Annotated in this window: 27 protein-coding genes; 22 read left to right on the forward strand and 5 right to left on the reverse strand. The window is 68.1% G+C overall.

Annotated elements, in window-relative coordinates; all coding sequences use genetic code 11:
• Positions 1-79: 79 nt before the first annotated feature.
• The 3 genes from secY to map are packed head-to-tail and all read left to right on the forward strand — an operon-like array spanning position 80 to position 2858.
• Positions 80-1402, forward strand: coding sequence for a preprotein translocase subunit SecY (secY, locus tag EEJ31_RS04980; protein ID WP_123045200.1), 1323 nt, complete (start codon positions 80-82; stop codon positions 1400-1402).
• The gene (locus EEJ31_RS04985) at positions 1399-2028 is read left to right on the forward strand and encodes an adenylate kinase (protein ID WP_123045201.1); all 630 of its coding nucleotides are present in this window, start codon (positions 1399-1401) and stop codon (positions 2026-2028) included. Before secY ends, EEJ31_RS04985 begins: the two co-directional genes overlap by 4 nt.
• Positions 2028-2858 carry a type I methionyl aminopeptidase gene (gene map, locus EEJ31_RS04990; RefSeq protein WP_123045202.1) on the forward strand — a complete coding sequence of 277 codons (831 nt, stop codon included), beginning with the start codon at positions 2028-2030 and terminating at the stop codon, positions 2856-2858. The genes EEJ31_RS04985 and map overlap by 1 nt, the downstream gene beginning before the upstream one ends.
• On the opposite strand, the gene EEJ31_RS04995 is transcribed toward map, so the two are convergent.
• On the reverse strand, positions 2836-4947 hold the full coding sequence (locus EEJ31_RS04995; RefSeq protein ID WP_123045203.1) for a heavy metal translocating P-type ATPase: 2112 nt from the start codon (positions 4945-4947) through the stop codon (positions 2836-2838). The two genes, map and EEJ31_RS04995, sit on opposite strands and share 23 nt — an antisense overlap.
• Before the next feature lie 62 nt (positions 4948-5009).
• Between EEJ31_RS04995 and EEJ31_RS05000 the strand changes: the two genes are divergently transcribed.
• Positions 5010-5291 carry a metal-sensitive transcriptional regulator gene (locus EEJ31_RS05000; RefSeq protein WP_123045204.1) on the forward strand — a complete coding sequence of 94 codons (282 nt, stop codon included), beginning with the start codon at positions 5010-5012 and terminating at the stop codon, positions 5289-5291.
• 24 nt (positions 5292-5315) lie between these two features.
• On the forward strand, positions 5316-5546 hold the full coding sequence (locus EEJ31_RS05005) for a heavy-metal-associated domain-containing protein (protein ID WP_123045205.1): 231 nt from the start codon (positions 5316-5318) through the stop codon (positions 5544-5546).
• 13 nt (positions 5547-5559) lie between these two features.
• On the opposite strand, the gene EEJ31_RS05010 is transcribed toward EEJ31_RS05005, so the two are convergent.
• The 4 genes from EEJ31_RS05010 to EEJ31_RS05025 form a co-directional block, all read right to left on the reverse strand.
• Entirely contained in the window at positions 5560-6231 is a 672-nt protein-coding gene (locus EEJ31_RS05010) for a phosphoribosyltransferase (RefSeq protein WP_123045206.1), read from the reverse strand.
• Between the two features lie 17 nt (positions 6232-6248).
• The gene (locus EEJ31_RS05015; protein WP_123045207.1) at positions 6249-8171 is read right to left on the reverse strand and encodes a BglG family transcription antiterminator; all 1923 of its coding nucleotides are present in this window, start codon (positions 8169-8171) and stop codon (positions 6249-6251) included.
• A 443-nt stretch (positions 8172-8614) separates the two neighbouring features.
• The gene (locus EEJ31_RS05020) at positions 8615-8908 is read right to left on the reverse strand and encodes a hypothetical protein (protein WP_123045208.1); all 294 of its coding nucleotides are present in this window, start codon (positions 8906-8908) and stop codon (positions 8615-8617) included.
• 41 nt (positions 8909-8949) lie between these two features.
• On the reverse strand, positions 8950-9252 hold the full coding sequence (locus EEJ31_RS05025) for a 4a-hydroxytetrahydrobiopterin dehydratase (protein WP_123045209.1): 303 nt from the start codon (positions 9250-9252) through the stop codon (positions 8950-8952).
• Between the two features lie 107 nt (positions 9253-9359).
• Here EEJ31_RS05025 and EEJ31_RS05030 point away from each other — a divergent pair, with 107 nt between their 5' ends.
• The 17 genes from EEJ31_RS05030 (at position 9360) to glmM (ending at position 22976) form a co-directional block, all read left to right on the forward strand.
• The gene (locus EEJ31_RS05030; protein WP_233563740.1) at positions 9360-9710 is read left to right on the forward strand and encodes a PTS sugar transporter subunit IIB; all 351 of its coding nucleotides are present in this window, start codon (positions 9360-9362) and stop codon (positions 9708-9710) included.
• A gap of 97 nt (positions 9711-9807) precedes the next feature.
• Positions 9808-10074, forward strand: a complete 267-nt coding sequence (locus EEJ31_RS05035) for an HPr family phosphocarrier protein (RefSeq protein WP_123045210.1) — start codon at positions 9808-9810, stop codon at positions 10072-10074.
• Between the two features lie 57 nt (positions 10075-10131).
• Complete coding sequence (ptsP, locus tag EEJ31_RS05040; protein WP_123045211.1) at positions 10132-11799, forward strand: phosphoenolpyruvate--protein phosphotransferase; 1668 nt, start codon at positions 10132-10134, stop codon at positions 11797-11799.
• 11 nt (positions 11800-11810) lie between these two features.
• Positions 11811-13418 (forward strand): PTS mannitol transporter subunit IICB, encoded by a 1608-nt coding sequence (locus EEJ31_RS05045; RefSeq protein WP_123045212.1) that lies wholly within the window; start codon positions 11811-11813, stop codon positions 13416-13418.
• On the forward strand, positions 13415-13855 hold the full coding sequence (locus EEJ31_RS05050; protein WP_123045213.1) for a PTS sugar transporter subunit IIA: 441 nt from the start codon (positions 13415-13417) through the stop codon (positions 13853-13855). Before EEJ31_RS05045 ends, EEJ31_RS05050 begins: the two co-directional genes overlap by 4 nt.
• Positions 13852-14997: a mannitol-1-phosphate 5-dehydrogenase gene (locus EEJ31_RS05055; RefSeq protein WP_123045214.1), complete on the forward strand. Its 1146-nt coding sequence runs from the start codon at positions 13852-13854 to the stop codon at positions 14995-14997. The genes EEJ31_RS05050 and EEJ31_RS05055 overlap by 4 nt, the downstream gene beginning before the upstream one ends.
• A gap of 43 nt (positions 14998-15040) precedes the next feature.
• Positions 15041-16108: an AI-2E family transporter gene (locus tag EEJ31_RS05060; RefSeq protein WP_123045215.1), complete on the forward strand. Its 1068-nt coding sequence runs from the start codon at positions 15041-15043 to the stop codon at positions 16106-16108.
• A 132-nt stretch (positions 16109-16240) separates the two neighbouring features.
• Complete coding sequence (gene infA / locus EEJ31_RS05065) at positions 16241-16462, forward strand: translation initiation factor IF-1 (protein ID WP_055965022.1); 222 nt, start codon at positions 16241-16243, stop codon at positions 16460-16462.
• 68 nt (positions 16463-16530) lie between these two features.
• Entirely contained in the window at positions 16531-16644 is a 114-nt protein-coding gene (gene rpmJ / locus EEJ31_RS05070) for a 50S ribosomal protein L36 (protein ID WP_022883251.1), read from the forward strand.
• Between the two features lie 144 nt (positions 16645-16788).
• Positions 16789-17163, forward strand: a complete 375-nt coding sequence (rpsM, locus tag EEJ31_RS05075) for a 30S ribosomal protein S13 (RefSeq protein WP_123045216.1) — start codon at positions 16789-16791, stop codon at positions 17161-17163.
• Between the two features lie 41 nt (positions 17164-17204).
• Positions 17205-17603: a 30S ribosomal protein S11 gene (gene rpsK / locus EEJ31_RS05080; RefSeq protein ID WP_022896808.1), complete on the forward strand. Its 399-nt coding sequence runs from the start codon at positions 17205-17207 to the stop codon at positions 17601-17603.
• A gap of 127 nt (positions 17604-17730) precedes the next feature.
• Complete coding sequence (locus tag EEJ31_RS05085) at positions 17731-18720, forward strand: DNA-directed RNA polymerase subunit alpha (protein ID WP_123045217.1); 990 nt, start codon at positions 17731-17733, stop codon at positions 18718-18720.
• A 52-nt stretch (positions 18721-18772) separates the two neighbouring features.
• A complete protein-coding gene (gene rplQ / locus EEJ31_RS05090) occupies positions 18773-19387 on the forward strand; it encodes a 50S ribosomal protein L17 (protein WP_123045218.1) in 615 nt (204 codons plus the stop codon).
• Positions 19388-19519: 132 nt separating this feature from the next.
• Positions 19520-20425 carry a tRNA pseudouridine(38-40) synthase TruA gene (gene truA / locus EEJ31_RS05095; RefSeq protein WP_123045219.1) on the forward strand — a complete coding sequence of 302 codons (906 nt, stop codon included), beginning with the start codon at positions 19520-19522 and terminating at the stop codon, positions 20423-20425.
• Positions 20426-20600: 175 nt separating this feature from the next.
• Positions 20601-21047, forward strand: coding sequence for a 50S ribosomal protein L13 (gene rplM, locus EEJ31_RS05100; protein WP_123045220.1), 447 nt, complete (start codon positions 20601-20603; stop codon positions 21045-21047).
• 54 nt (positions 21048-21101) lie between these two features.
• On the forward strand, positions 21102-21587 hold the full coding sequence (gene rpsI / locus EEJ31_RS05105) for a 30S ribosomal protein S9 (RefSeq protein ID WP_123045221.1): 486 nt from the start codon (positions 21102-21104) through the stop codon (positions 21585-21587).
• A gap of 27 nt (positions 21588-21614) precedes the next feature.
• On the forward strand, positions 21615-22976 hold the full coding sequence (gene glmM, locus EEJ31_RS05110) for a phosphoglucosamine mutase (protein WP_123045222.1): 1362 nt from the start codon (positions 21615-21617) through the stop codon (positions 22974-22976).
• The last annotated feature ends 17 nt before the right edge of the window (positions 22977-22993 follow it).

Here is a 22993-nt window from a genome sequence, read left to right on the forward strand (position 1 = left end):
GAGCTTGCGGGACCACCAATCGAGGAATCGTTGGTGAGATCCCGACAAGCTCGACCGACGTCATTTAACTGGAGGCCTTTTGTTTAGCGCCATTGCGCGGATTTTCCGCACGCCTGACCTTCGCCGGAAGATCGGGTTCACGCTGGGCGTGATCGCCCTGTACCGCCTCGGCTCGTTCATCCCCACCCCCTTCGTGGACTTCGGGAACGTGCAGGCGTGTCTTGCGGCGAACCAGGACGCGAGCGGCCTCTACCAGCTGGTCAACCTGTTCAGCGGTGGAGCGTTGCTCCAGCTGTCGATCTTCGCGCTCGGGATCATGCCGTACATCACGGCCTCGATCATCGTGCAGTTGCTGCGCGTGGTCATCCCGCACTTCGAGACCCTCTACAAGGAGGGCCAGGCCGGCCAGGGCAAGCTCACCCAGTACACGCGTTACCTGACCATCGCGCTGGGCGTGCTGCAGTCGACCACCCTGATCACCGTCGCGCGCAGTGGTGCGCTCTTCGGCACGTCCGGCGGCTCCGAGTGCTCGCAGCTGATCACCAACGACGCCTGGTACGCGATCATGCTCATGGTCATCACAATGACCGCCGGCACCGGCGTCATCATGTGGATGGGTGAGATGGTCACCGAGCGCGGCATCGGAAATGGCATGTCGCTGCTGATCTTCGCGTCCATCGCGGCGCGCTTCCCCGACTCGCTCTTCGCGATCGCGCAGCAGAAGGGCTTCGACGTCCTGCTGATCGTGCTCGTCATCGGGTTGCTCATCGTCGCCGCGGTCGTCTTCGTGGAGCAGTCGCAGCGCCGGGTGCCCGTGCAGTACGCCAAACGGATGGTGGGTCGCCGCACGTACGGCGGCAACAACACCTACATTCCGATCAAGGTCAACATGGCCGGCGTCATCCCGATCATCTTCGCGTCGTCGCTGCTGTACCTGCCCGCCCTGATCGCGCAGTTCAACCAGCCGGCGGCCGGCCAGCAGCCCGCCGCGTGGGTGGTGTGGATCACCAACTACCTGACGAAGGGCGACCACCCGCTCTACATGCTCCTGTACTTCCTGCTCATCGTGGGCTTCACCTACTTCTATGTGGCGATCACCTTCAACCCCGAAGAGGTCGCCGACAACATGAAGAAGTACGGCGGGTTCATCCCGGGCATCCGTGCCGGCCGGCCGACCGCCGAGTACCTGGACTTCGTGCTGACCCGCGTGACGCTCCCGGGCTCGATCTACCTCGGCCTGATCGCGCTGATTCCGCTCATCGCCTTCGTGGCGATCGGCGCGAACCAGAACTTCCCGTTCGGCGGCGCGAGCATCCTGATCGTCGTGGGTGTCGGCCTCGAGACCGTGAAGCAGATCGACTCGCAGCTGCAGCAGCGTCACTACGAGGGCCTCCTGCGATGACGGCGGCGGCAGAAGGACGGCTCGAGGTCCCCTCGGGCCGCGGCGTACGACTGCTCATCGTCGGTGCTCCGGGTGCCGGCAAGGGAACCCAGGCTGCGGTGCTTGCCGAACGCCTCGGCATTCCCGCGATCTCCACGGGCGACATGTTCCGGGCCAACATTGCGGAGGGAACCGAGCTCGGCCGCCAGGTGCAGGCCATCGTCTCCCAGGGATCGTACGTGCCCGACGCGCTGACCAACGCCATCGTGCGCGACCGGCTGCAGCAGGAGGACGCGTCAGCGGGATTCCTCCTCGACGGGTACCCGCGCACCGGCGAACAGGTCGCCGAACTCGACCGGATCCTCGCCGAGACCGGTGAAGAACTCGACGCGGTCGTGCAACTGACCGCCGACCACGACGAGGTCGTGAAGCGGCTCCTGCTCCGCGCAGCCGAACAGGGCCGCGCTGACGACACGGAAGACGTCATCCGTCACCGCCTCGAGGTGTACGAGGAGCAGACCGCCCCTGTGGTCGCCGCCTACCAGGAGCGGGGGCTCGTGGTCTCCGTCGACGGGCTCGGCAGCGTCGACGGCGTGAGCGAGCGCATCCGTGCCGCCCTCGTCGAGCGGGGAATCGCGGCGTCCTGATGAGTCTGCGGCGCTCGATCTACAAGTCGCCCGCCCAGCTGCGCCTGATGGTCGCACCGGGGCTGGCCACCGCAGCCTCCCTCGTGGCCGCGCGGCAGGCGGCGCGCGTGGGCGCCACGACCCTCGACGTCGATGCGGCCGCGGAGAGGGCCATCGTCCAGCTGGGCGGTTCCCCGAACTTCAAGCTCGAACAGGGCTACAACCACACCGTGTGCTCGTCGGTGAACGACGACGTCGTGCACGGCATCCCGTCGGGTCGCGTGCTGGAGGCCGGTGACATCGTCTCCATCGACAGCGGCGCGATCCTGGGCGGCTGGAACGGTGACGCCGCGTTCTCCGTGGTGCTCCCCGACCCGTCCCGGCCTGACCTCGTCGCCGAGCGGCAGGCGCTCTCCGATGTCACCGAGCAGTCGCTGTGGCACGGCATCGCGCGGCTGGCCACCGCCCGGCACCTCAACGAGGTGGGCGAGGCGATCGAGGGCTACATCGAGGACCAGGGCGACTACGGCATCCTGACCGACTACGTAGGCCACGGCATCGGCCGCTCCATGCACGAGGATCCGCCCGTGTTCAACTACCGGGTGCGCCAGAAGGGGCCGGAGATCAAGCCCGGCCTCGTGGTGGCGATCGAGCCGATGGTGGTGCTCGGCGACATCGAGACCTACGTGCGCGACGACGGCTGGACCGTGGCGACCAGCGACGGCCGGTCGGCCGCCCACTGGGAGCACAGCGTCGCGGTGCACAAGGACGGCATCTGGGTGCTCACCGCCGAGGACGGCGGAGCCGCCGGTCTCGCACCCCTCGGGATCACACCCGTTCCGATTCCCTGACCCGCGTCCGCTCCTCCGGCGCTGTCGCCATCTCGGGCTCGAGATCGAGCCGGCGGAGGAGTTGCGCGTTGGCGGCCACGATGAGCGTGGATGCCGACATCAGCAGCGCCCCGACCTCCATCGGAAGGGTGAATCCGATCGGAGCGAGCACGCCAGCGGCGAGGGGAACGGATACGAGGTTGTAACCCGCCGCCCACCACAGATTCTGCGTCATCTTGCGGTAGCTCGCCTTCGACAACCGAATGACGGACAGCACCTGGCGGGGGTCGTCCCGCGCCAGGATCACCCCTGCCGACGCGATGGCCACGTCGGTGCCCGCGCCGATCGCTATGCCGACATCTGCTGTGGCGAGCGCCGGGGCGTCGTTCACTCCGTCGCCCACCATCGCCACCGTGCGTCCCTCGCCCTGCAGCTGTGCCACCGCGTTGGCCTTGTCCTCCGGGCGTACTCCGGCGAAATAGCGCGGGATACCAAGGTCGGCCGCGACCGAAGCCGCGACCGCCTCGGCGTCGCCGGTGAGCATGACCACCTCGATGTTCCGGGCGGTGAGGGCGGCGACCGCCTCGCGGGACTCCTCGCGAACGTCGTCGGCCAGGCCGATCGCACCCACCACCGCGCCGTCCTCGAGAACGTGCAGGACCGTTCGTCCCTCCTGCGTCCAGTGGGCGGTCCCGGTGAGGCCGTCAGCCCCGACGCGCGCCAGCATCGCGGGGCCTCCGACGCTCACGCGTCGCCCGTCAACAGTGGCCGTGACGCCCACGCCGGGCGACGATTCGAATGCCGTCGCGCGTGGCACGGCGACGCCGCTGTCTGCCGCCGCGCGCACGATGGCCCTGGCCAGCGGATGCTCGCTGTCGGCCTCGACCGCAGCCGCCAGTGCGACGACCCGCTCCTCGCTCGAGGTGCCCGCTACGGCCACCCCCATGACGGAAGGCTCGCCCTTCGTCAGTGTTCCCGTCTTGTCGAACAACACGGTGTTGACGCTCCGCATGGTTTCGAGCGCCAGCCGGTCCTTCACGAGCACGCCGGACTTTGCGGCACGTTCTGTTGAGATCGACACCACGAGCGGAATAGCCAGGCCGAGCGCGTGCGGGCACGCGATGACCAGCACCGTGATGGTCCGGACGATGGCGTCGTCCGCGCTGCCCACCAGGGTCCACACCGCGGCTGTGATCACTCCTGCCCCGACGGCGAACCAGAACAGCCAGCCGGCCGCCGTGTCGGCGATGCGCTGAGCTCGGGAGCTCGAGTTCTGAGCGTCGGTGACGAGACGCTGGATGCCGGCCAGCGCCGTGTCGGTGCCCACTGCCCCGACCCGCACGCGGAGTGCCGTGTCCGTCGCGACGGTGCCGGCGACCACCGGGGAACCCGGCCCCCGGCTCACGGGGCGAGACTCGCCGGTGATCATCGATTCGTCGACGTCGGCGGTGCCGTCGATCACGGTTCCATCGGCCGGGATCCTGCCTCCGGGCCGGACGATGACGATGTCGCCCACGTGAAGGTCGGCGGGGGAGACGCGGACCACGTCCTCGCCGTCCAGGCGCTCGGCTTCATCGGGCAGGAGCGCGGCGAGCGACTCCAGGGCGTTGGATGTCTGAGCCAGGGAACGCATCTCGATCCAGTGCCCGAGCAGCATGATCACGATCAGGAACGCCAGCTCCCACCAGAAATCGAGGCGGGCGTCCAGGACTCGAACACTCGCGCCCCACGAGGCGAGGAAGGCGACGGTGATCGCGAGCGCGATCAGGAGCATCATTCCGGGCTTGCGCTCGCGTAACTCGGCCATGGCACCGGAGAGGAACGGCCTGCCACCCCAGAAATAGGCGACGGTGCCCAGCGCCGGCGAGATCCAGCGGATGACGGGGCCGTCCGGCAGCCCGTAGCCGACGATCATCGCGAACATGTGGCTGAAGCCGACCAGCGGCACCGCGAGTGCCAGCATGATCCAGAACAGCCGGCGGAACTGGGCGACGTGGTCGCCGTGCCCCGCGTGACCGTGCGTGCCGTCGTCCATGGCGTCATGGTCCATCGCTTCTTCCCCCCGAGCCTCGGGGAGGCGGGGTGCATGATCCTTGTGCGTCTGGCTCATGGCCGCTAAGGTATACCCCAGGGGGGTAATCGTCAAGGGTTGCCCTGGGAAAGGGAAACGACATGGTCGGCTACATCGACAACAAGGAAGCCATCCTCAAGCGCCTGCGTCGTGCGGAGGGCCAGGTGCGCGGTATCCAACGGATGGTCGAAGAAGACACCTACTGCATCGACGTGCTGACCCAGGTCTCTGCGGCCACGAAAGCACTCGAGACGGTCGCCCTCGCCCTCCTCGACGACCACCTCGGCCATTGCGTCGCGCAGGCCGCGGCAGAAGGCGGCGTGGTGGCGGAAGAGAAGGTGCGCGAAGCATCCGAAGCCATCGCCCGCCTCGTGCGGTCCTGACCGAGAATGACGAGAGGATTCACCATGGACACCGATTCTGAGCAGTATTTCGTGGCTGGGATGACCTGCGGCCACTGCGTCGCGAGCGTCACCGAAGAGATCAGCGCGATCGACGGCGTGGAGAGCGTGACGGTCGACCTGGCGAAGGGGGCACCGTCGCGGGTGAGCGTGACGAGCGAGCGGCCGATTCCCGCCGACGCCATCCGTGCCGCAGTGGAGGAAGCCGGCTACCAGCTCGTGGCGCCGGCGCTCTGACCCGCAACGCCGGTTACCGCTCGGTCCAGGCGACGTCGAGGATCGCACGCACCTCGTCATCCGTTGTCTGGTCGAAAACCTCATAGGCCTGCCCGACCGCGTGCAACCGGGTGGCCGACCAGGCGCACACGACGTCGTCGGCCAGCTGGCGCATCTCGGATTCCGTGTCGCCCAGGGCCACCGGCACCGCGACGATGATGCGGAGCGGGTGGTGCCGACGGACGGCGAGCACGGCGGCCCGCATGGTGGCCCCGGTCGCCAGGCCGTCGTCGACGAGGATGACCGTGCGGCCCTCGAGGTGGGGCGCCGGTCGACCCGCGCGATACGCCTGCTGGCGTCGCCGCATCTCGATCTCCTCCCGCGCGGCGACCTCGCCGAATCCCGCGGCGTCCCAGCCGAGCATGCGCAGCTGACGCATCACATCGTCGTTCTGCACCGTCTCGATCGCGTCGGCCACCGCAGCCATCGCCCCCATCGCCACCTCGGGCTGGTCGGGCACGCCGATCTTTCTCACAACGAGGATGTCGAGGTCGCCGCCGAGCACGCGCGCGACTTCCCCGGCGACGGGCACGCCGCCACGGGGGAGGGCCAGCACCAGAAGGCCCGGGGCGCCCGCGTAGTCCTGCAGCAACCCGGCGAGGACGCGGCCCGCGTCGCGGCGGTCCGCGTACGGCATCCGCTTCATCGCGCCTCCCTGCTACCTCACTGGTCCATCATGTGCACGAGCTCCTCGATGAAGGAAGAGAAATCGACGGAGCGCTTGATGAGCCGCTGCACATCGGCGCGCTCGGCGAAGACCTCGACGAACTGGTCGAACACCGCCTGGAACGTCGCCCGGCCCGAGGCGCTGAACGCGATCAGGGCGACGACGTTCACCCGGTTCTCGCCCCAGTCCATGGGTGCATCGTTGATGACGATCGCGATCGAGGTGCGGCGCGCGTTCATCGCCATGGCGTGCGGAACCGCCAGGTTGTCGGTGAACGCCGTCGAGGACATCCGCTCGCGTTCGATCGCACCCGCCACATAGGCCTCATCGATGATGCCCTGGGCCGTCATCCGCTCGCCGAGCGCCCGGATCATCGCCACCTCATCACGGGCGTAGAAGTTGCGCAGGAACAGCGATGCGTCGAAGTACTGCAGCAGCTCGTCCTTGATCTGGGCGCGGCGACGCAGCCGGCGCACCCGGCTGGCCGCCCGCCGCACGCGGTCGACGTCGCCCTCGGTGAGGAACGGCTGGATGACGATCACGCCGTCGGCGTGCAGGCGCGGGTCGATTGTCGTCAGCACCAGGTCGGCGTGGAGGCTGCTCCAGTCGACGTCGCTCCGGGTGATCACCGCCACGATCTCGAGGTCGTCGCCCAGCGTGCGCTCGATGCGTTCACGCAGGAGCACGTGCATGTCGTAGTAGTTCGGGCAGACGATGGCGCAGGTGACGAGCTCGGTGCGCAGCGACTGCTGTTCCAGGTGAGCGCCGACGTGCATGGCGATGTAGGCGATCTCGTCGTCGTTGACCCGGATGTGCTCCTGCCGCTGCAGTTCGCTGGCGATGTAGACGGCGAGCTCGTAGATCATCGGGTAGGAGGTCTTGATCGAGCGGGCCAGCGGATTGCGGGAGTACGAGGACTCGTTCGCGCGGTTGATGAGGTTGCGCACGTGCAGGGTGAGCCGGGTCATGAACCCCTCGTCAGAGAGGTCGACCAGGTATTCCTCGCTTGCCCGCGCGACGATGCGCCGCACGATCTCCAGGTCATCCTCCCGCACGTATTCGCCCACCAGCGCGGCGGGCTGGTCGTGCCCGGGCGTGATCACCCGCGTGGTGAGCAGCAGGGCCAGGTATTCCACATCGTCGGCCGAGAGCTCCACGTCGAAATGCGAGCGGATGAGGCCGGCGAGGGCCGTCGACAGCCGGTCCGGCTGCGTCGGGATGGTGACGCCCGCGGGCGAGAGTGTTGCCGGAAGTCGTTTGCGCGTGCGGTCGACGGCGATCGCCAGGTGCAGCAGAACGGCGTCGGTGCCGTACTCGTTCACGAAGTAGCCCTGCGCGTCGAGCATGGCGATCAGGTCGGTCTTGAACTCGCCGAGGCTCTCCGACGCGAACTCGCGCTGGATCGCCTCCAGTTGCAGGATGCCCCGGGCGCTCTCGTCGCGGAACATCCGACTCAGCAGCCGGCGGCGCCCGGCCTCCGGCCCGTCGAGCGTCACGGTGGCGCCCTGCCGCGTGAGCGTGAGCTCGGTCGCGGGCAGCAGCGAACGCACCTTCGTGAGGTCGGCCTCCAGGGTGGAGTCGCTCACGAACAGCGCCGCGGCCAGGCTGTAGACGTCGAGCCCGTCCGGTGCGTCGGTGAGCCGGCGCACCAGCTGGTACAACCGGTCCTGCGGCGTGCCGCCATCCATGGAGGCGGTCCCGGTCCGTCCCCGGTACTCCGCATACGCCTCCCGCTTGAGCTGGTAGCCGTCCGGTCCCGAGTCGATGATGTCGAGCGGATGCGCCGCCTGCTTGGCCCGGGTGACGTAACTGCGCACACTGCGCGGGCTGACTCCGAGGTGGCCGGACAGCTCGGCCGCGGTCACCCAGCCGGTGGCGTGCTGAAGGTAGTCCAGCATCCGTGTCTGGTTATCGCTCATCGGTGTCCGCCATCTCCCCAGTAGTAAACCATTCGGGGACGATCGCTGGACAACGATTCGGACGTCTGGGAAGCGGCAGCGCCTCTCGCTACCGCCTCAGCGATGGAACGCGTTGACCCGTGGCAGCGCGCATAACTCCTGCAGAATGCCGCGGACGGTTTGCGATCCCCGCGGAATCACGCGGCGGTGTTCGGGCGGGCCGGGATTCAGCAGGACTCATGACTGACGCCGGAGCTTCGCAGCTGAGGCCCAGCGGCAGTCGGCGGCTGCGGGGGCGGCTGATGGCGGACGCGGAGAAGGAAGAGCCGCCCAGCGTGGTGGGACGGTGAGCGCCGGGACGGAAAACGAGAGGACGGAACGGGCATTGATGCGTGCGAAGAAGGCAAAAGAACTCCTGGTGGCGGCGAGCAATGACGGATCGGCAGGCCTGCCAAGTGCAGGCGTTACCGATACGTCGGAGCTCGTGGCCCGCGGCCCCCGGCGGGGGCGATCCGGCCGACGGCCAGCAGGAGGAGATCGGGGATTGCCGAGGACTTCTCGGGCCATGTTCGCAGGAGCGTGACGAGCACGACCAGCAGACGACGCCCGACGGAGGTGATCGCTATCGCCAGGCCGCCGATTATGGCGAGCACCAGCGCCAGGAGCACGGCCTGCGGTAAGGCGTCCACTTCCATACGCAGCCAGGTGTCTGCCGGCATGAGCAACTCGAGCAGCAACCATTCGATAGATCCGACCATGACACCTCCCTCGCTTCGACAACGCTACCGACACACGCCTCCTACTTCTTTGTCGCTCCGGCGACGTCGGCAAGATCCTGAATGCGCCGAGCCAGCTCGACGTCGCGGGCGGTCACGCCGCCCGCGTCGTGGGAACTGAGGGTGAAGCCGATCGAACCGTAACCGACGGTCACGTCGGGATGGTGGTTCATCGCATCCGCCGCATGGGCGACCTGGTCGAGCAGCCGCACGGCGCTGCTGAAGTCGCCGGTCGTGTAGGCGGCCTGCAGCACGCCGTCGCCGTGGACGAAGGCTGTGCCGGCCAGCTGCGTCGCCGTGTCATCGGCGCCCAGTAGTTCACTCATGCCACCACTCTCGGCCTCCGCGGCTCGCAGGGGAAGTCCCGCCCGCGTTTCCGGGGGTGCGGAAGAGTCTCTGGTGGTCGCGCCGGTAGGGCCGCGTCAGGATGCTGGTGAGAGCATTCCGCGAGCGAATCACGAAGGGCGTGTCGATGAAGATCCTCATCATCTGCGGCGCCGGCGCGTCGAGCACCTTCGTCGCCCACCGACTTCGGCGCTCCGCGGCCGAGCAGGGTGTTGCCGCCGAGATCTCTGCGGGAAGCGAATCCGACCTCCCAGCCCGGCTCGCGGGCCTCGACGTGCTGCTGATCGGACCGCACCTGGCCGGCCGCTTCGACGAGATCCGTGCGAGCGCGAGCGCCGCAGACGTCGCGGTCGCGCTGCTGCCGGAAACGATCTTCCGGGAGCGGGACGGCCAGGTCGCGCTCGGCCTCGCCCTCGACGCGGCGGGGACACGGTCATGACCGGGCGCGCGGCGGGGCGAAGCGCGATCGTAGGCGGCATGCACGCATCCCGCTATGGTGTGACTGAGATTGGACGTCCGGAATGGAAGGCCAGGCAATGGTTGAACGAACGGTACGCATCGGGTCGACCCACGGGTTGCACGCGCGGCCGGCGAAATTGTTCACACAGGCCGCCGCTGCATCAGGCGCGACAGTGCGCATCGCCAAGGCCGGGGGCAAGGCCGTCAACGCGGCCAGCATCCTCGGCGTCATCTCGCTGGGCATCGACCACGGCGATGATGTCACGCTGTCCGTCGACGGCGACAACGCCGAAGCGGTGCTCGACGAGCTCGAGGCGTTCCTCGCCGCCGACCACGACGCGTAGCGGCAGGACCAACCGGAACCGTCCCTCACTCGCCCCTGTCAGTGCGGAGGAGTTGTGATGGAACTGCGTGGAATCGGAATCGGCCAGGGCGTTGCCGTGGGCACGGTCGTGCGAATGGAGGAACCGCTGCGGGAGCCGGCGTCGACCCTCAGCGCGCTGAGCCCCGACCAGGAGGGCGCCAGGCTCGACGAGGCCTTGGCCGCCGTCGCCGCCGAACTCAACAGCCGGGGCGCGGCCGCCGGCGGCGACGCCAAGGACGTTCTCGAAGCGCAGGCGATGATGGCCGAGGATCCCACCCTGCGCGACGACCTCTCCGCGCGACTGGCGGAGGGGAAGACGGCGGAACGCGCCACCCACGAGGCCTTCGCAGCGTTCCGGGACATGCTCCGTGAACTCGGCGGCTACATGGCCGAACGCGCCGCGGACCTCGACGACGTCTCGCAGCGGGTCGTCGCCCAGCTGCAGGGGCTGCCGGCGCCCGGCGTGCCGAACCCGGGGCATCCGTTCGTTCTGGTCGCCCGTGACCTCGCGCCCGCCGACACCGCCCTTCTCGACCTCGGCCAGGTGCTCGGCCTGATCACCACCGAGGGCGGGCCCACATCGCACACGGCGATCCTCGCACGGGAGAAGTCCATCGTCGCCGTGGTCGGCGTCGCGGGAGCCGCCGATCTGGTTGACGGGGACGAGGTGGTCGTCGATGCTGCGGGCAGCGTGGTGATCAGTGCGCCGACGGATGCCGACAAACGGGCCGCCGAGGAGCGCATCACGGCTCGCGCGGCCCGCGCCGCCGCACCCCTCGCGCCCGGTGCGCTCGCTGACGGCACGAGGGTGCCGCTGCTCGCGAACCTCGGCAACGCCGACGGCGCCGCGCAGGCGGTGCAACTGGGAGCCGAAGGCGTGGGGCTGTTCCGCACCGAGTTCCTGTTCCTCGGCTCGGGCTCAGCGCCCACCGTCCAACGCCAGCAGCGCGAGTACGCCCGGATGCTGCGCGAATTCCCCGGCAAAAAGGTCGTGGTGCGCGCGCTCGACGCGGGTGCCGACAAGCCGCTGGCGTTCTTGAACGACGCCGAGGAGGAGAACCCCGCCCTGGGCCTTCGCGGACTCCGCTCGCTGCGCGCCTCCGAAGATATCCTGCGCGAACAGCTCACCGCGCTCGCCCGGGCCGAGGCTGAGACGGACGCCGAGGTGTGGGTGATGGCGCCGATGGTCTCCACCGTCGAAGAGACCCGCTACTTCGTGACCCTGGCGCATGAGCTGGGGCTGAGAACCGCTGGGGTGATGGTTGAGGTGCCGGCCCTCGCCCTCCTCGCCGACAAGGCGCTGCAGGCCGCCGACTTCGCCTCCATCGGCACCAACGATCTCACCCAGTACACCCTCGCCGCCGACCGCATGCTCGGCTCCGTCGCCTCCTTCCAGGACCCCTGGCACCCTGCGGTGCTCCGTCTGGTGCAGGAGGTGGGCACCGCCGGGCAGCAGCACGGAAAGCCCGTGGGGATCTGCGGGGAGGCGGCGGCCGACCCCTTGCTCGCCGTGGTGCTCGTCGGTCTCGGTGCCACCACCTTGTCCATGTCGCCGTCCGCGCTCGCGGACGTGCGCGAAAGCCTGTCTCGATTCACCCTGCCCCAGGCCAGGGACCTCGCCGCCGCCGCGCTCGCGGCCGACGGCGCGGCATCCGCCAGGGCTGCGGCCGCAGAGGCAGCCGCAGCCTCCACCACCACAGAATGAAAGGCACTGAAATGACGACGACGTCAGCCCGGCCCACTCGCACCGGGGCACGCGTGCACGTGCAACGGTTCGGCACCTTCCTCAGCGGCATGGTCATGCCGAACATCGCGGCGTTCATCGCGTGGGGACTGATCACGGCCTTCTTCATCGCCACCGGATGGCTGCCCAACGGCATCCTCGGCGGGTTCGGCAACGCCGACCAGATCGGCTGGACCGGCGCCGCCACCACGCTCGCCCAGACCGCGGACGGCACCACGTTCCCGCAGTACGTGGGCCTGGTCGGGCCGATGATCACCTACCTGCTGCCGCTCCTGATCGCCAACACCGGCGGCCGAATGGTCTACGACACCCGCGGCGGCGTCATCGCCACCATCGCGACCATGGGCGTGATCGTCGGCAGTACCATCCCGATGTTCATCGGCGCCATGATCGTGGGCCCCATTTCGGCGTGGCTGCTGAAGAAGCTCGACAGCCTGTGGGCAGGAAAGATCCGGCCGGGCTTCGAAATGCTCGTCGACAACTTCTCCTCCGGCATCCTCGGCGCCCTGCTGGCCCTCGGTGCGTTCTTCGGAATCGCCCCGGTCGTCACGGCACTCAGCAGCTTCCTCGAGACGGTCGTCGACTGGCTGATCGCAAACGGGCTACTGCCGCTGGCGAGCATCTTCATCGAACCGGGCAAGATCCTGTTCCTCAACAACGCCATCAACCACGGTGTGCTCACCCCGCTCGGCGTGCAGCAGGTGGAGGAGAACGGCAAGTCGCTGCTGTTCCTGCTCGAGGCGAACCCCGGCCCCGGTCTCGGCATCCTGCTGGCGTTCACGTTCTTCGGTGTCGGCATCGCCAAGGCCAGCGCCCCCGGTGCCATCATCATCCAGTTCCTCGGCGGCATCCACGAGATCTACTTCCCGTACGTGCTGATGAAGCCGATGCTGGTGCTCGCCGCGATCGGCGGCGGCATGACGGGCGTCGCCATCAACGTCGCCTTCCAGACCGGACTCCGCGCCCCGGCCTCCCCGGGCAGCATCTTCGCGGTGCTGATCCAGACTGCGCCCGACAGCTACGTGGGCGTCATCCTTTCGGTCATCGGCGCCGCCCTCGTGTCGTTCCTGATCTCCGCCGTCATCTTGCGGGCCAGTCGCAAGCGCGACCTGGCCAACGAGAACGCCGGCGACCTCTCCGCCGCCGTTGCCGCGACCGAGGCCAACAAGGGCAAGTCCAGCTCCGTGCTCGGTGGCCTGACCGGCGCCGGCACGGCTGCCGGGGTAACGGATGCCGCGGCTCGCGGCGCGACGGACGGCGCCCTGGCAGACGGGCGGCGCTTCAGCGACATCGTGTTCGCCTGCGACGCCGGCATGGGCTCCAGCGCCATGGGGGCATCCGTGCTCCGCAACAAGATCAAGAAGGCCGGCATCGAGGGTGTCACCGTGACCAACAAGTCCATCGCCAACCTCGACGGCACCGCCGACCTGGTGATCACCCACCGCGACCTCACCGCCCGGGCTGAGGGCATGTCGCCGAACTCGCTGCACGTCTCGGTGGAGAACTTCATGAACAGCCCCAAGTACGACGAAGTGGTGCAGCTGCTGCAGAACCAGGCGACGGAAGGAGCCGACCGGTGAGCGAGGAGATTCTGCGGCGTGAGAACGTCGTCGCCCGCGGCGCCGCGACCACGCGCGACGACGCCATCCGCGAAGCCGGCCGGCTCCTGGTCGGCTCCGGTGCGGTGAGCGAGGACTACATCGCCTCGATGCTGGAGCGGGAGGGCTCGGTGTCCACCTACATGGGCAACTTCCTGGCCATCCCGCATGGCACCAATGAGGCGAAGGATGCGATCAAACGGTCGGCGCTCTCGCTCGTGCGCTACACCGACCCGATCGACTGGAACGGCGAGCCGGTGCGGTTCGCCGTCGGGATCGCCGGGCTGAACAACGAACACCTCGAGATCCTCTCCAAGATCGCCATCGTTTTCTCCGACGAGGACGAGGTGCAGAAGCTCATCGAGGCCGGCGACGCCGACGCGATCTTCACCCTCCTCGAGGAGGTCAACGCGGAATGAAAGCCGTTCACTTCGGCGCCGGCAACATCGGCCGCGGATTCGTCGGGCTCCTGCTGCACGAGGCTGGGTACGAGGTGGTCTTCGCCGATGTGAACGCCGCGCTCATCGACGCGCTGAACGCTGCAGACACCTACAGCGTGCACGAGGTGGGGGAGGAATTCACCACCACGGTAGTGGACCGTTTCCGCGCGGTGAACAGCGCGGATGACCCTGAGGCGCTGGTCGCGGAGATCGCCTCGGCAGACGTCGTCACCACGGCCGTCGGGCCCACCGTGCTGGCCTTCGTCGCTCCTGCCATCGCCGACGGCATCCGTCGTCGCGACGCGGCACTGCCGCCCCTGGTGGTGATGGCGTGCGAGAACGCCATCAACGCCACCGACCGGCTGGCCGACTTCGTGTTTGCGCACATTCCGGATGCGGAGCGGGCGGCGCTCGCGGGCCGTGTCGTCTTCGCGAACACCGCGGTGGACCGCATCGTTCCCGGGCAACCGGCGGCCGGCGGCATCGACGTGACCGTGGAGCCCTTCTACGAGTGGGTCATCGAGAAGTCCGCGTTTCCGGGGGAGGGGCCCCGGATCCCCGGGGCCACGTTCGTGGACGACCTCGAGCCGTACATCGAGCGCAAGCTCTTCACCGTCAATACCGGGCATGCCACCATCGCCTACTTCGGGTTCCTCGCCGGTGCGACGACCATCGCGGAGGCATTATCGGTGCCGGCGGTGGCGGAGGCTGCGCGGAACGTGCTCGAGGAGACCTCGGCCCTCCTCGTCGCCAAGCACGGGCTCGACGAAGACGCCCAGCGCGTATATCGCGAGAAGATCCTGGGCCGATTCGCCAACCCCGCCCTGCCCGACACGGTCGAACGGGTGGGACGCGCCCCACTTCGGAAGCTGGGGCGGCAGGAACGCTTCATCAAACCCGCGGCGGAGCTGGCAGAGGCCGGAACGCGCCCGGTCGCGTTGCTCGCCGCGGTGGCGGCGCTCCTGCAGTTCGACGTGCCGGCCGACGAGGAGAGCGTCACGCTGCAGCAGTTGCGGGGGAGCCTCCCGGCCGGGGATTTCGTCACGACGGTCTGCGGGCTGGGCCCCGCGCATCCGCTGTTCGCCGACCTCGTCAAAGTGGTGGCTGCCACGCCGGTGTGACGGCCGCCTTCTTGGCCGGCGCGAATCTGGCTACGGTGGGGGAATGACAGACGACGAACGGCCGTCCATCACGGCGATGATGACCGACCGGCTCGGGCGACTCGGAATCCGCAGCGGGCAGATTCTGCTCGTCGTCATCCTCGTCTCGGCGCTGGTGTACGGGCTCGTGCAGCTGAAACTCGTGGTGATCCCGCTCCTGATCGCGCTCATCCTCGCCGCCGCGCTGTCACCCGCCGTGAACTGGCTGCGCCGGCGCGGCTTGCCGGCCGTCCTCGCGACCTGGATCACGCTCCTGGCCGGCATCATCATTCTCGGGGGCGTGATCACGCTCATGGTGCTCACCGTGCAGAACCAGTGGGCCGCCCTCGCCAAGGCCGCAGGCGACGGACTCCAGCAGCTGCAGGACTACCTCGTGCAGGCGAACATCCCGATCGACGAGCAACAGATCAAACAGGTGCAGCAGAGCATCGGCGACTTCATCACGAGCACCCAGTTCGGCACCGGAGCCCTGGCGGGGCTGTCGATCGCCACGCAGCTCATCACGGGCATCCTGCTGACGGTCGTCATCCTGTTCTTCTTCCTCAAGGACGGCGGCGACATCTGGGCGTTCTTCCTGCGTCCGTTCCACGGGGCGGGGCGCGAGCGCGGCGTGCGCATCGGGCACACCTCACTCGCCGTGCTCGGCGGATATGTGCGCGGCACAGCGATCGTCGCGTTGGCCGATGCGGTCGTGATCGGCGGATCCCTGTTCTTCCTGCAGATTCCCCTCGCCCTCCCGCTCACGGTGTTCGTGTTCCTGAGCGCCTTCATCCCGTTGATCGGGGCGACCCTCGCCGGGGTCCTCGCCGCGCTGGTCGCACTCGTCACGGGAGGCCCGCTGACAGCGCTCATCGTGGTCGGCATCGTCGTCGTCGTCAACCAGCTCGAGGGCGACTTCCTGCAGCCGATCGTGATGTCGCAGTCGCTCAAGCTGCATCCGCTCGTCATCCTGGTGGCGCTCACCGCGGGAACCATCCTCGGCGGCATCGCCGGAGCCGTGCTCGCCGTGCCGATCGCGGCCGTGAGCTGGGCGATCGTGAAGGCCTGGAACGTGCCCGACGACGGATTATAGGGGCACATTGCCAAAAGGCAACGACATAGCATAGGATTGACCCTTGGTGTCTGGCACGTGCGTTAAACGCCTGCCGGTTTCGCCGCAATCCCGCATGACCAGCAACCAATTACCTATAGCGACAGTGAGTGTATGGCCAAAAAAGACGGTGTCATCGAAATCGAGGGCGCGGTAGTCGAAGCTCTTCCCAACGCGATGTTTCGCGTGGAGTTGAGCAACGGCCACAAAGTGCTTGCCCACATCTCGGGCAAGATGCGTCAGCACTACATCCGGATCCTTCCTGAGGACCGCGTGATCGTCGAGCTGAGCCCCTACGATCTGACCCGCGGCCGGATCGTCTACCGCTACAAGTAACGGTTGCTGTAAGTAACGGCCCCCGGCATTCCGGGGGTACGAAGACAGCGAGTACAAGGAAACACACAATGAAGGTCAACCCCAGCGTCAAGAAGATCTGTGACAAGTGCAAGGTCATCCGCCGCAATGGCAATGTGATGGTCATCTGCGAGAACCCGCGTCACAAGCAGCGCCAGGGCTAGGGCGCGGCCGGCCTCGCCGAGCCCGACCCGAATCTGATTCACGAAAAATAGCAATCCGAAGAACCCTGCGGGGCGACACCATCGGTTGGAGGCCGATGCACCGGGATTGCTACAGACCTCCACTCATCAACAGGAGAAGCCACAATGGCACGTCTAGCCGGCGTTGACATTCCCCGCGACAAGCGCGTGGAAGTTGCACTGACTTACATCTACGGTGTTGGCCGCACGAGGGCACTCAAGACCCTCGCCGACACCGCAATCGACGGAAACATCCGCGTCAAGGACCTCACCGACGACCAGCTCGTCGCACTCCGTGACTACATCGAAGGATCCTTCAAGGTTGAGGGTGACCTCCGCCGTGAGGTTGCCGCCGACATCCGCCGCAAGGTCGAGATCGGTAGCTACGAGGGTATCCGCCACCGCAAGGGCCTCCCGGTCCGCGGCCAGCGCACCAAGACCAACGCTCGCACCCGCAAGGGCCCGAAGCGCACCGTAGCCGGCAAGAAGAAGGCCCGCTAGGCCCCGCCTGGCAGCCTCGCCTTTAGGATTCAGGAGAAATCATGGCAACACCAAAGTCGGCTGTTCGGAAGCCGCGCAAGAAAGAGAAGAAGAACGTCGCCGTGGGCCAGGCCCACATCAAGTCGACGTTCAACAACACCATCGTCTCGATCACCGACACGACCGGCGCCGTCATCAGCTGGGCGTCCTCAGGCGGCGTCGGCTTCAAGGGTTCGCGCAAGTCGACCCCGTTCGCCGCGCAGCTGGCTGCCGAGTCGGCGGCCCGCCAGGCGCAGGAGCACGGCATGAAGAAGGTCGACGTCTTCGTGAAGGGCCCCGGCTCGGGACGCGAGACCGCGATCCGTTCGCTGCAGGCCGCCGGCCTCGAGGTTGGTTCCATCAACGACGTGACGCCGCAGGCCCACAACGGATGCCGCCCGCCGAAGCGCCGCCGCGTCTAAGAAGTCACTTTCCGCTCTGCGAGCGGCGACGGGCGTTTCGCGGCCGTCGCCGTTCGCACGCGACTACAACTCAATACCTCGCCACATGAGTGTCATATAGCGGACACTTTGCCGAAAGGAATCAATAGTGCTTATTGCACAGCGCCCAACGCTCACCGAAGACAACATCTCGGAGTTCCGTTCCCGCTTCGTCATCGAGCCCCTCGAGCCCGGCTTCGGGTACACGCTCGGTAACTCGCTTCGCCGCACCCTGCTCTCCTCGATTCCCGGCGCGGCTGTCACCAGCATCCGCATCGACGGCGTCCTGCACGAGTTCACCACGGTTCCCGGTGTCAAGGAAGACGTCACCGAGATCATCCTGAACATCAAGGGTCTCGTCGTCTCCAGCGAGCACGACGAGCCGATCACGGCGTACCTGCGCAAGCAGGGCAGCGGCCAGGTCACCGCCGCCGACATCTCGGCCCCGGCCGGTGTCGAGGTGCACAACCCCGAGCTCGTCATCGCCACGCTGAACGACACGGCGAAGTTCGAGCTCGAGCTCACCATCGAGCGCGGCCGCGGCTACGTCTCGGCCACGCAGAACCGCGCCGAGTACGCCGAGGCCGGCCAGATCCCGGTCGACTCGATCTACTCGCCCGTGCTCAAGGTCACCTACCGCGTCGAGGCCACCCGCGCCGGCGAGCGTACCGACTTCGACCGCCTCGTGGTCGACGTCGAGACGAAGTCCGCGATCACGCCGCGCGACGCCATGGCATCCGCTGGGCGCACCCTGACCGAGCTGTTCGGCCTCGCCCGCGAGCTCAACACGGCCGCCGAGGGCATCGAGATCGGCCCGGCGCCGGTCGACGCCGTTCTCTCGAGCGAGCTGGCTGTGCCGATCGAAGACCTCGACCTGTCCGTGCGCTCGTACAACTGCCTCAAGCGCGAGGGCATCAACAACGTCAGCGAACTCGTCGCCCTCTCGGAGACGCAGCTGATGAACATCCGCAACTTCGGTCAGAAGTCGGTGGATGAGGTCAAGGACAAGCTGGTCGAGCTCGGCCTGTCGCTGAAGGACTCCGTGCCCGGCTTCGACGGCGCGCACTTCTACAGCGGCTACGACGAAGAGACGGTCTAAGGCGCGTCGAGCCCGACTGCCTTTCGATTTTTGATACTGGAGAATACCGAAAATGCCTACACCCACTAAGGGACCCCGTCTCGGAGGCGGCCCGGCCCACGAGCGCCTCATGCTCGCGAACCTGGCTGCGGCCCTGTTCACCCACAAGTCGATCAAGACGACCGAGACCAAGGCCAAGCGCCTGCGTCCCGTCGCCGAGCGACTGATCACGTTCGCCAAGCGCGGCGACCTGCACGCCCGCCGTCGCGTGCTCGCCACCATCAGCGACAAGACCGTCGTGCACGAGCTGTTCACGCAGATCGCGCCGCAGGTCGCCGAGCGTGAGGGCGGCTACACCCGCATCACCAAGCTCGGGTTCCGCAAGGGCGACAACGCCTCGATGGTGCAGATCGAGCTCGTGCTCGAGCCCGTCACGCCGAAGGTGAAGAAGTCGGCTTCGGCTGCGTCGTCAGCCCCGGCCGCTGCGGCCCCGGCTGCCGACAAGACGCCCGCGGATGACGCCACCACCGACGCGACGGAAGGCGCCTCCGAGAGCGAGCTGGCCACCGACACGAACGAGGTCGTCGACGACGCCGCTGACGAGACCGGCACGGTCACCGCGGCGGATGACGCCGAAGCGGACGAGGCGTCTGCCTCCACCGACGCTCCGGCTGCGGACACCAAGTAGTCGCACCGGCAGCGTGACTGTCTGAGGGGCCCGGCTTTCGGCCGGGCCCCTCTTTGCGTCATCGAGCCCCGTCACGCGCCGCCCGTCCGTACGACGGGTCGGGCACCGGGGTCGTGCCAGTAAACTGGCCGGGTGAGTGCCGAAGCGTCCCCGAGCGAGGCGACCACCCGCATCCGCCTCGACATCGCCTATGACGGCACGGGCTTCAACGGCTGGGCCCGACAGCCCGGGCAGCGCACCGTGCAGGGCGCCATCGAAGAGGCCCTGGCGACGATCCTCCGCCGGCACCCGCCCGCGCCGAGCCTGGTCGTCGCCGGTCGAACGGATGCCGGGGTGCACGCGAGCGGGCAGGTCGCGCACCTCGACCTCACCGACGAGCAGATCGAGGCGTTCGTGCACCGCAAGCGGGGCAAGGGCAAGCCCAAGGCCCGGCCTGAGGCCGGCGCCGCCATCGCGCAGCGGCTGCGGGGCATCCTCGGCAGTCAGCCCGACGTCATGGTGCGAGACGCCTCCGTGGCGCCTGACGGGTTCGACGCCCGGTTCTCGGCCATGTGGCGCCGGTACCGCTACCGCCTCGCCGACCAGCGCGCCGAACGCGACCCGCTGCAGCGCCGGCACACCACCTGGCATGAGACGGCACTCGACGAGGCGGCCATGGACGAGGCGGCCGCAACCCTGGTGGGGCTGCACGACTTCGCCGCCTACTGCAAGTCGCGCCCCGGGGCCACGACCATCCGCACCCTGCAGGACTTCCGCTGGGAACGCGACGCCGACGGCGTGCTCATCGCCTCGCTGCGGGCCGACGCGTTCTGCCACAGCATGGTGCGCGCGCTCGTCGGCGCGACCGTCGCCGTGGGGGAGGGCAAGCTCGCTCCCGAACGGCTCGTGGACCTCCGCGTCGACAAGGCGCGGACCAGCGAGTTCAAGGTGATGGCGGCGCGCGGCCTCACCCTCACGCAGGTCGGCTACCCCGAAGACGCCGAACTGGCGCTGCGGGCCGTGCAGACCCGCGCACGACGGGAGCTTCCCACGGAGTGAGCCGCGGCATCCGTTTTGATCTCGCGGCCGGATGGATTAGCATTGACCCTTGGTGTCTGCGCGTTGCAGCCAGGCACACGAACGTGAGCCCTCCATCGTTTGGGTTCCTATCACAGGAACGCGCCCGGAGTGGGATTCACGAACACCTCCGTTCGAATAAGAAAGCAGCACAACAGTGACGCGCACATACACCCCCAAGGCAAGTGAAGTCCAGCACGACTGGGTCGTCATCGACGCCACAGACATCGTCCTCGGCCGGCTCGCCAGCCACGCCGCCGTGCTCCTCCGCGGCAAGCACAAGGCCACGTTCTCTCCCCACATGGACATGGGAGACTTCGTCATCATCATCAACGCCGAGAAGATCGCCCTCACCGGCGCGAAGCTCGACCAGAAGAAGGCGTACCGCCACTCCGGCTACCCGGGCGGCCTGACCGCCACGTCGTACGCCGAGCTCCTCGAGAAGCACCCGACGCGCGCCGTCGAGAAGGCGATCCGGGGCATGCTGCCGAAGAACTCCCTCGGCCGCGCCCAGCTCACCAAGCTCAAGGTCTACACCGGACCGGAGCACCCGCACGCGGCCCAGCAGCCCAAGCCGTACACCCTCGGCCAGGTCGCCCAGTAGCGGCTGCCCCCACTTCTCGACTCCAACAGACCTAAGACAAGGATTCACACCATCGTGGCGAAGATCGCAGACCAGATTGACGCGGCTCCGGAGAGCTACTCGACAGAGACTCCCGCGGAAACCGCAACCAAGGCGCCCCGCGCCGTCCTCAACGTCCCCGGCGCTGCCGTGGGCCGTCGCAAGCAGGCCATCGCCCGCGTGCGCCTCGTTCCCGGCTCCGGCACCATCACCGTGAACGGCCGCGACATCGCGGACTACTTCCCGAACAAGCTGCACCAGCAGCTGATCAACGACCCGTTCAAGGTCCTCGACCTCCTCGGCGGCTACGACGTGATCGCCCGCATCACCGGTGGCGGCCCCTCCGGCCAGGCCGGCGCCTTGCGCCTCGGCATCGCCCGTGCCCTCAACGAGATCGACGCCGAGAACAACCGCCCGACGCTGAAGAAGGCGGGCTTCCTCAGCCGCGACGCGCGCGTCAAGGAGCGCAAGAAGGCCGGTCTCAAGAAGGCCCGTAAGGCGCCCCAGTTCTCCAAGCGCTAACCGACGCTGGATCCAGGCACGCATCGTATGCCTCGACTCTTCGGTACGGACGGTGTCCGGGGCCTGGCCAACCGTGACCTCACGGCTGGCCTGGCCCTGGGCCTCGCCCAGGCGAGCGCCGCTGTCCTGACCCAGGGCCGCCGCGCCGCAGAACGTCGCGCCCAGGGCCGCCGGCCGGTGGCCGTCGTCGCGCGCGACCCCCGCATCTCCGGTGAGTTCCTCACGTCCGCCGTCGCCGCCGGCCTGGCCAGCTCCGGCGTCGACGTGCTCGACGCCGGCGTCATCCCCACGCCCGCGACCGCGTTCCTCATCGCTGACATCCACGCCGACTTCGGCGTCATGATCTCGGCCTCGCACAACGCCGCCCCCGACAACGGCATCAAGTTCTTCGCGTTCGGGGGCACGAAACTTCCCGACGAGGTGGAAGACCGCATCGAGGCGCACCTCGACCTCGACAAGCTGACGCCGACCGGCGGCGACGTGGGACGCATCCGTCGCTTCGCCGACGCGGAAGATCGTTACGTCGTGCACCTGCTCGGCTCGCTCTCGAACCGGCTCGACGGCATCCACCTGGTGCTCGACTGCGCCCACGGCGCCGCGTCGGGCGTGTCGCCGCAGGTGTTCACGGATGCCGGTGCCCGCGTCACGCTCATCGGCGCCGACCCCGACGGCATCAACATCAACGACGGGGTGGGGTCGACCCACCTCGACAACCTGGCGAAGGCCGTCGTCCTGCACGGCGCGGACCTCGGCATCGCCCACGACGGCGACGCGGACCGCTGCCTCGCGGTCGACCACGACGGCAACGTCGTCGACGGCGACCAGATCATGGCGATCCTCGCCGTGTCGATGGCCGAGCGGGGCCTCCTGAAGGACCGGACCCTGGTGGCCACCGTCATGAGCAACCTCGGACTGCGCAAGGCCATGGCCGAGCACGACATCGAGGTGCTGCAGACCCGCGTCGGCGACCGCTACGTGCTCGAGGAGCTCACCGCGAAGGGGCTCTCGCTCGGCGGCGAGCAGTCCGGCCACGTGATCATGACGGACTACGCCACGACGGGCGACGGCATCCTCACCGGCCTGCAGCTCGTGGCCGAGATGGCGCGCACCGGCAAGAGCCTCGCCGAGCTCGCCCAGGTGATGACCGTGTACCCGCAGGTGCTCGTGAACGTGCGCGACATCGACCACAACGCCCTGCACTCCGACGACGAGATCGCCGCCGCGATCCGCGACGCCGAAGCCGAGCTCGGCGACTCGGGCCGGGTGCTGTTGCGCCCGTCGGGCACCGAGCCCATGGTGCGCGTGATGGTGGAGGCCGCCGATCAGCCGACCGCCGACCGCCTGGCGCACCAGCTCGCCGACGTCGTGCGCACTCGCCTCACCCGCTAGCCGCTCCCACCGAAGCC

It is taken from the genome of Cryobacterium tepidiphilum, assembly GCF_003716325.1.
GTDB lineage: Bacteria > Actinomycetota > Actinomycetes > Actinomycetales > Microbacteriaceae > Cryobacterium > Cryobacterium tepidiphilum.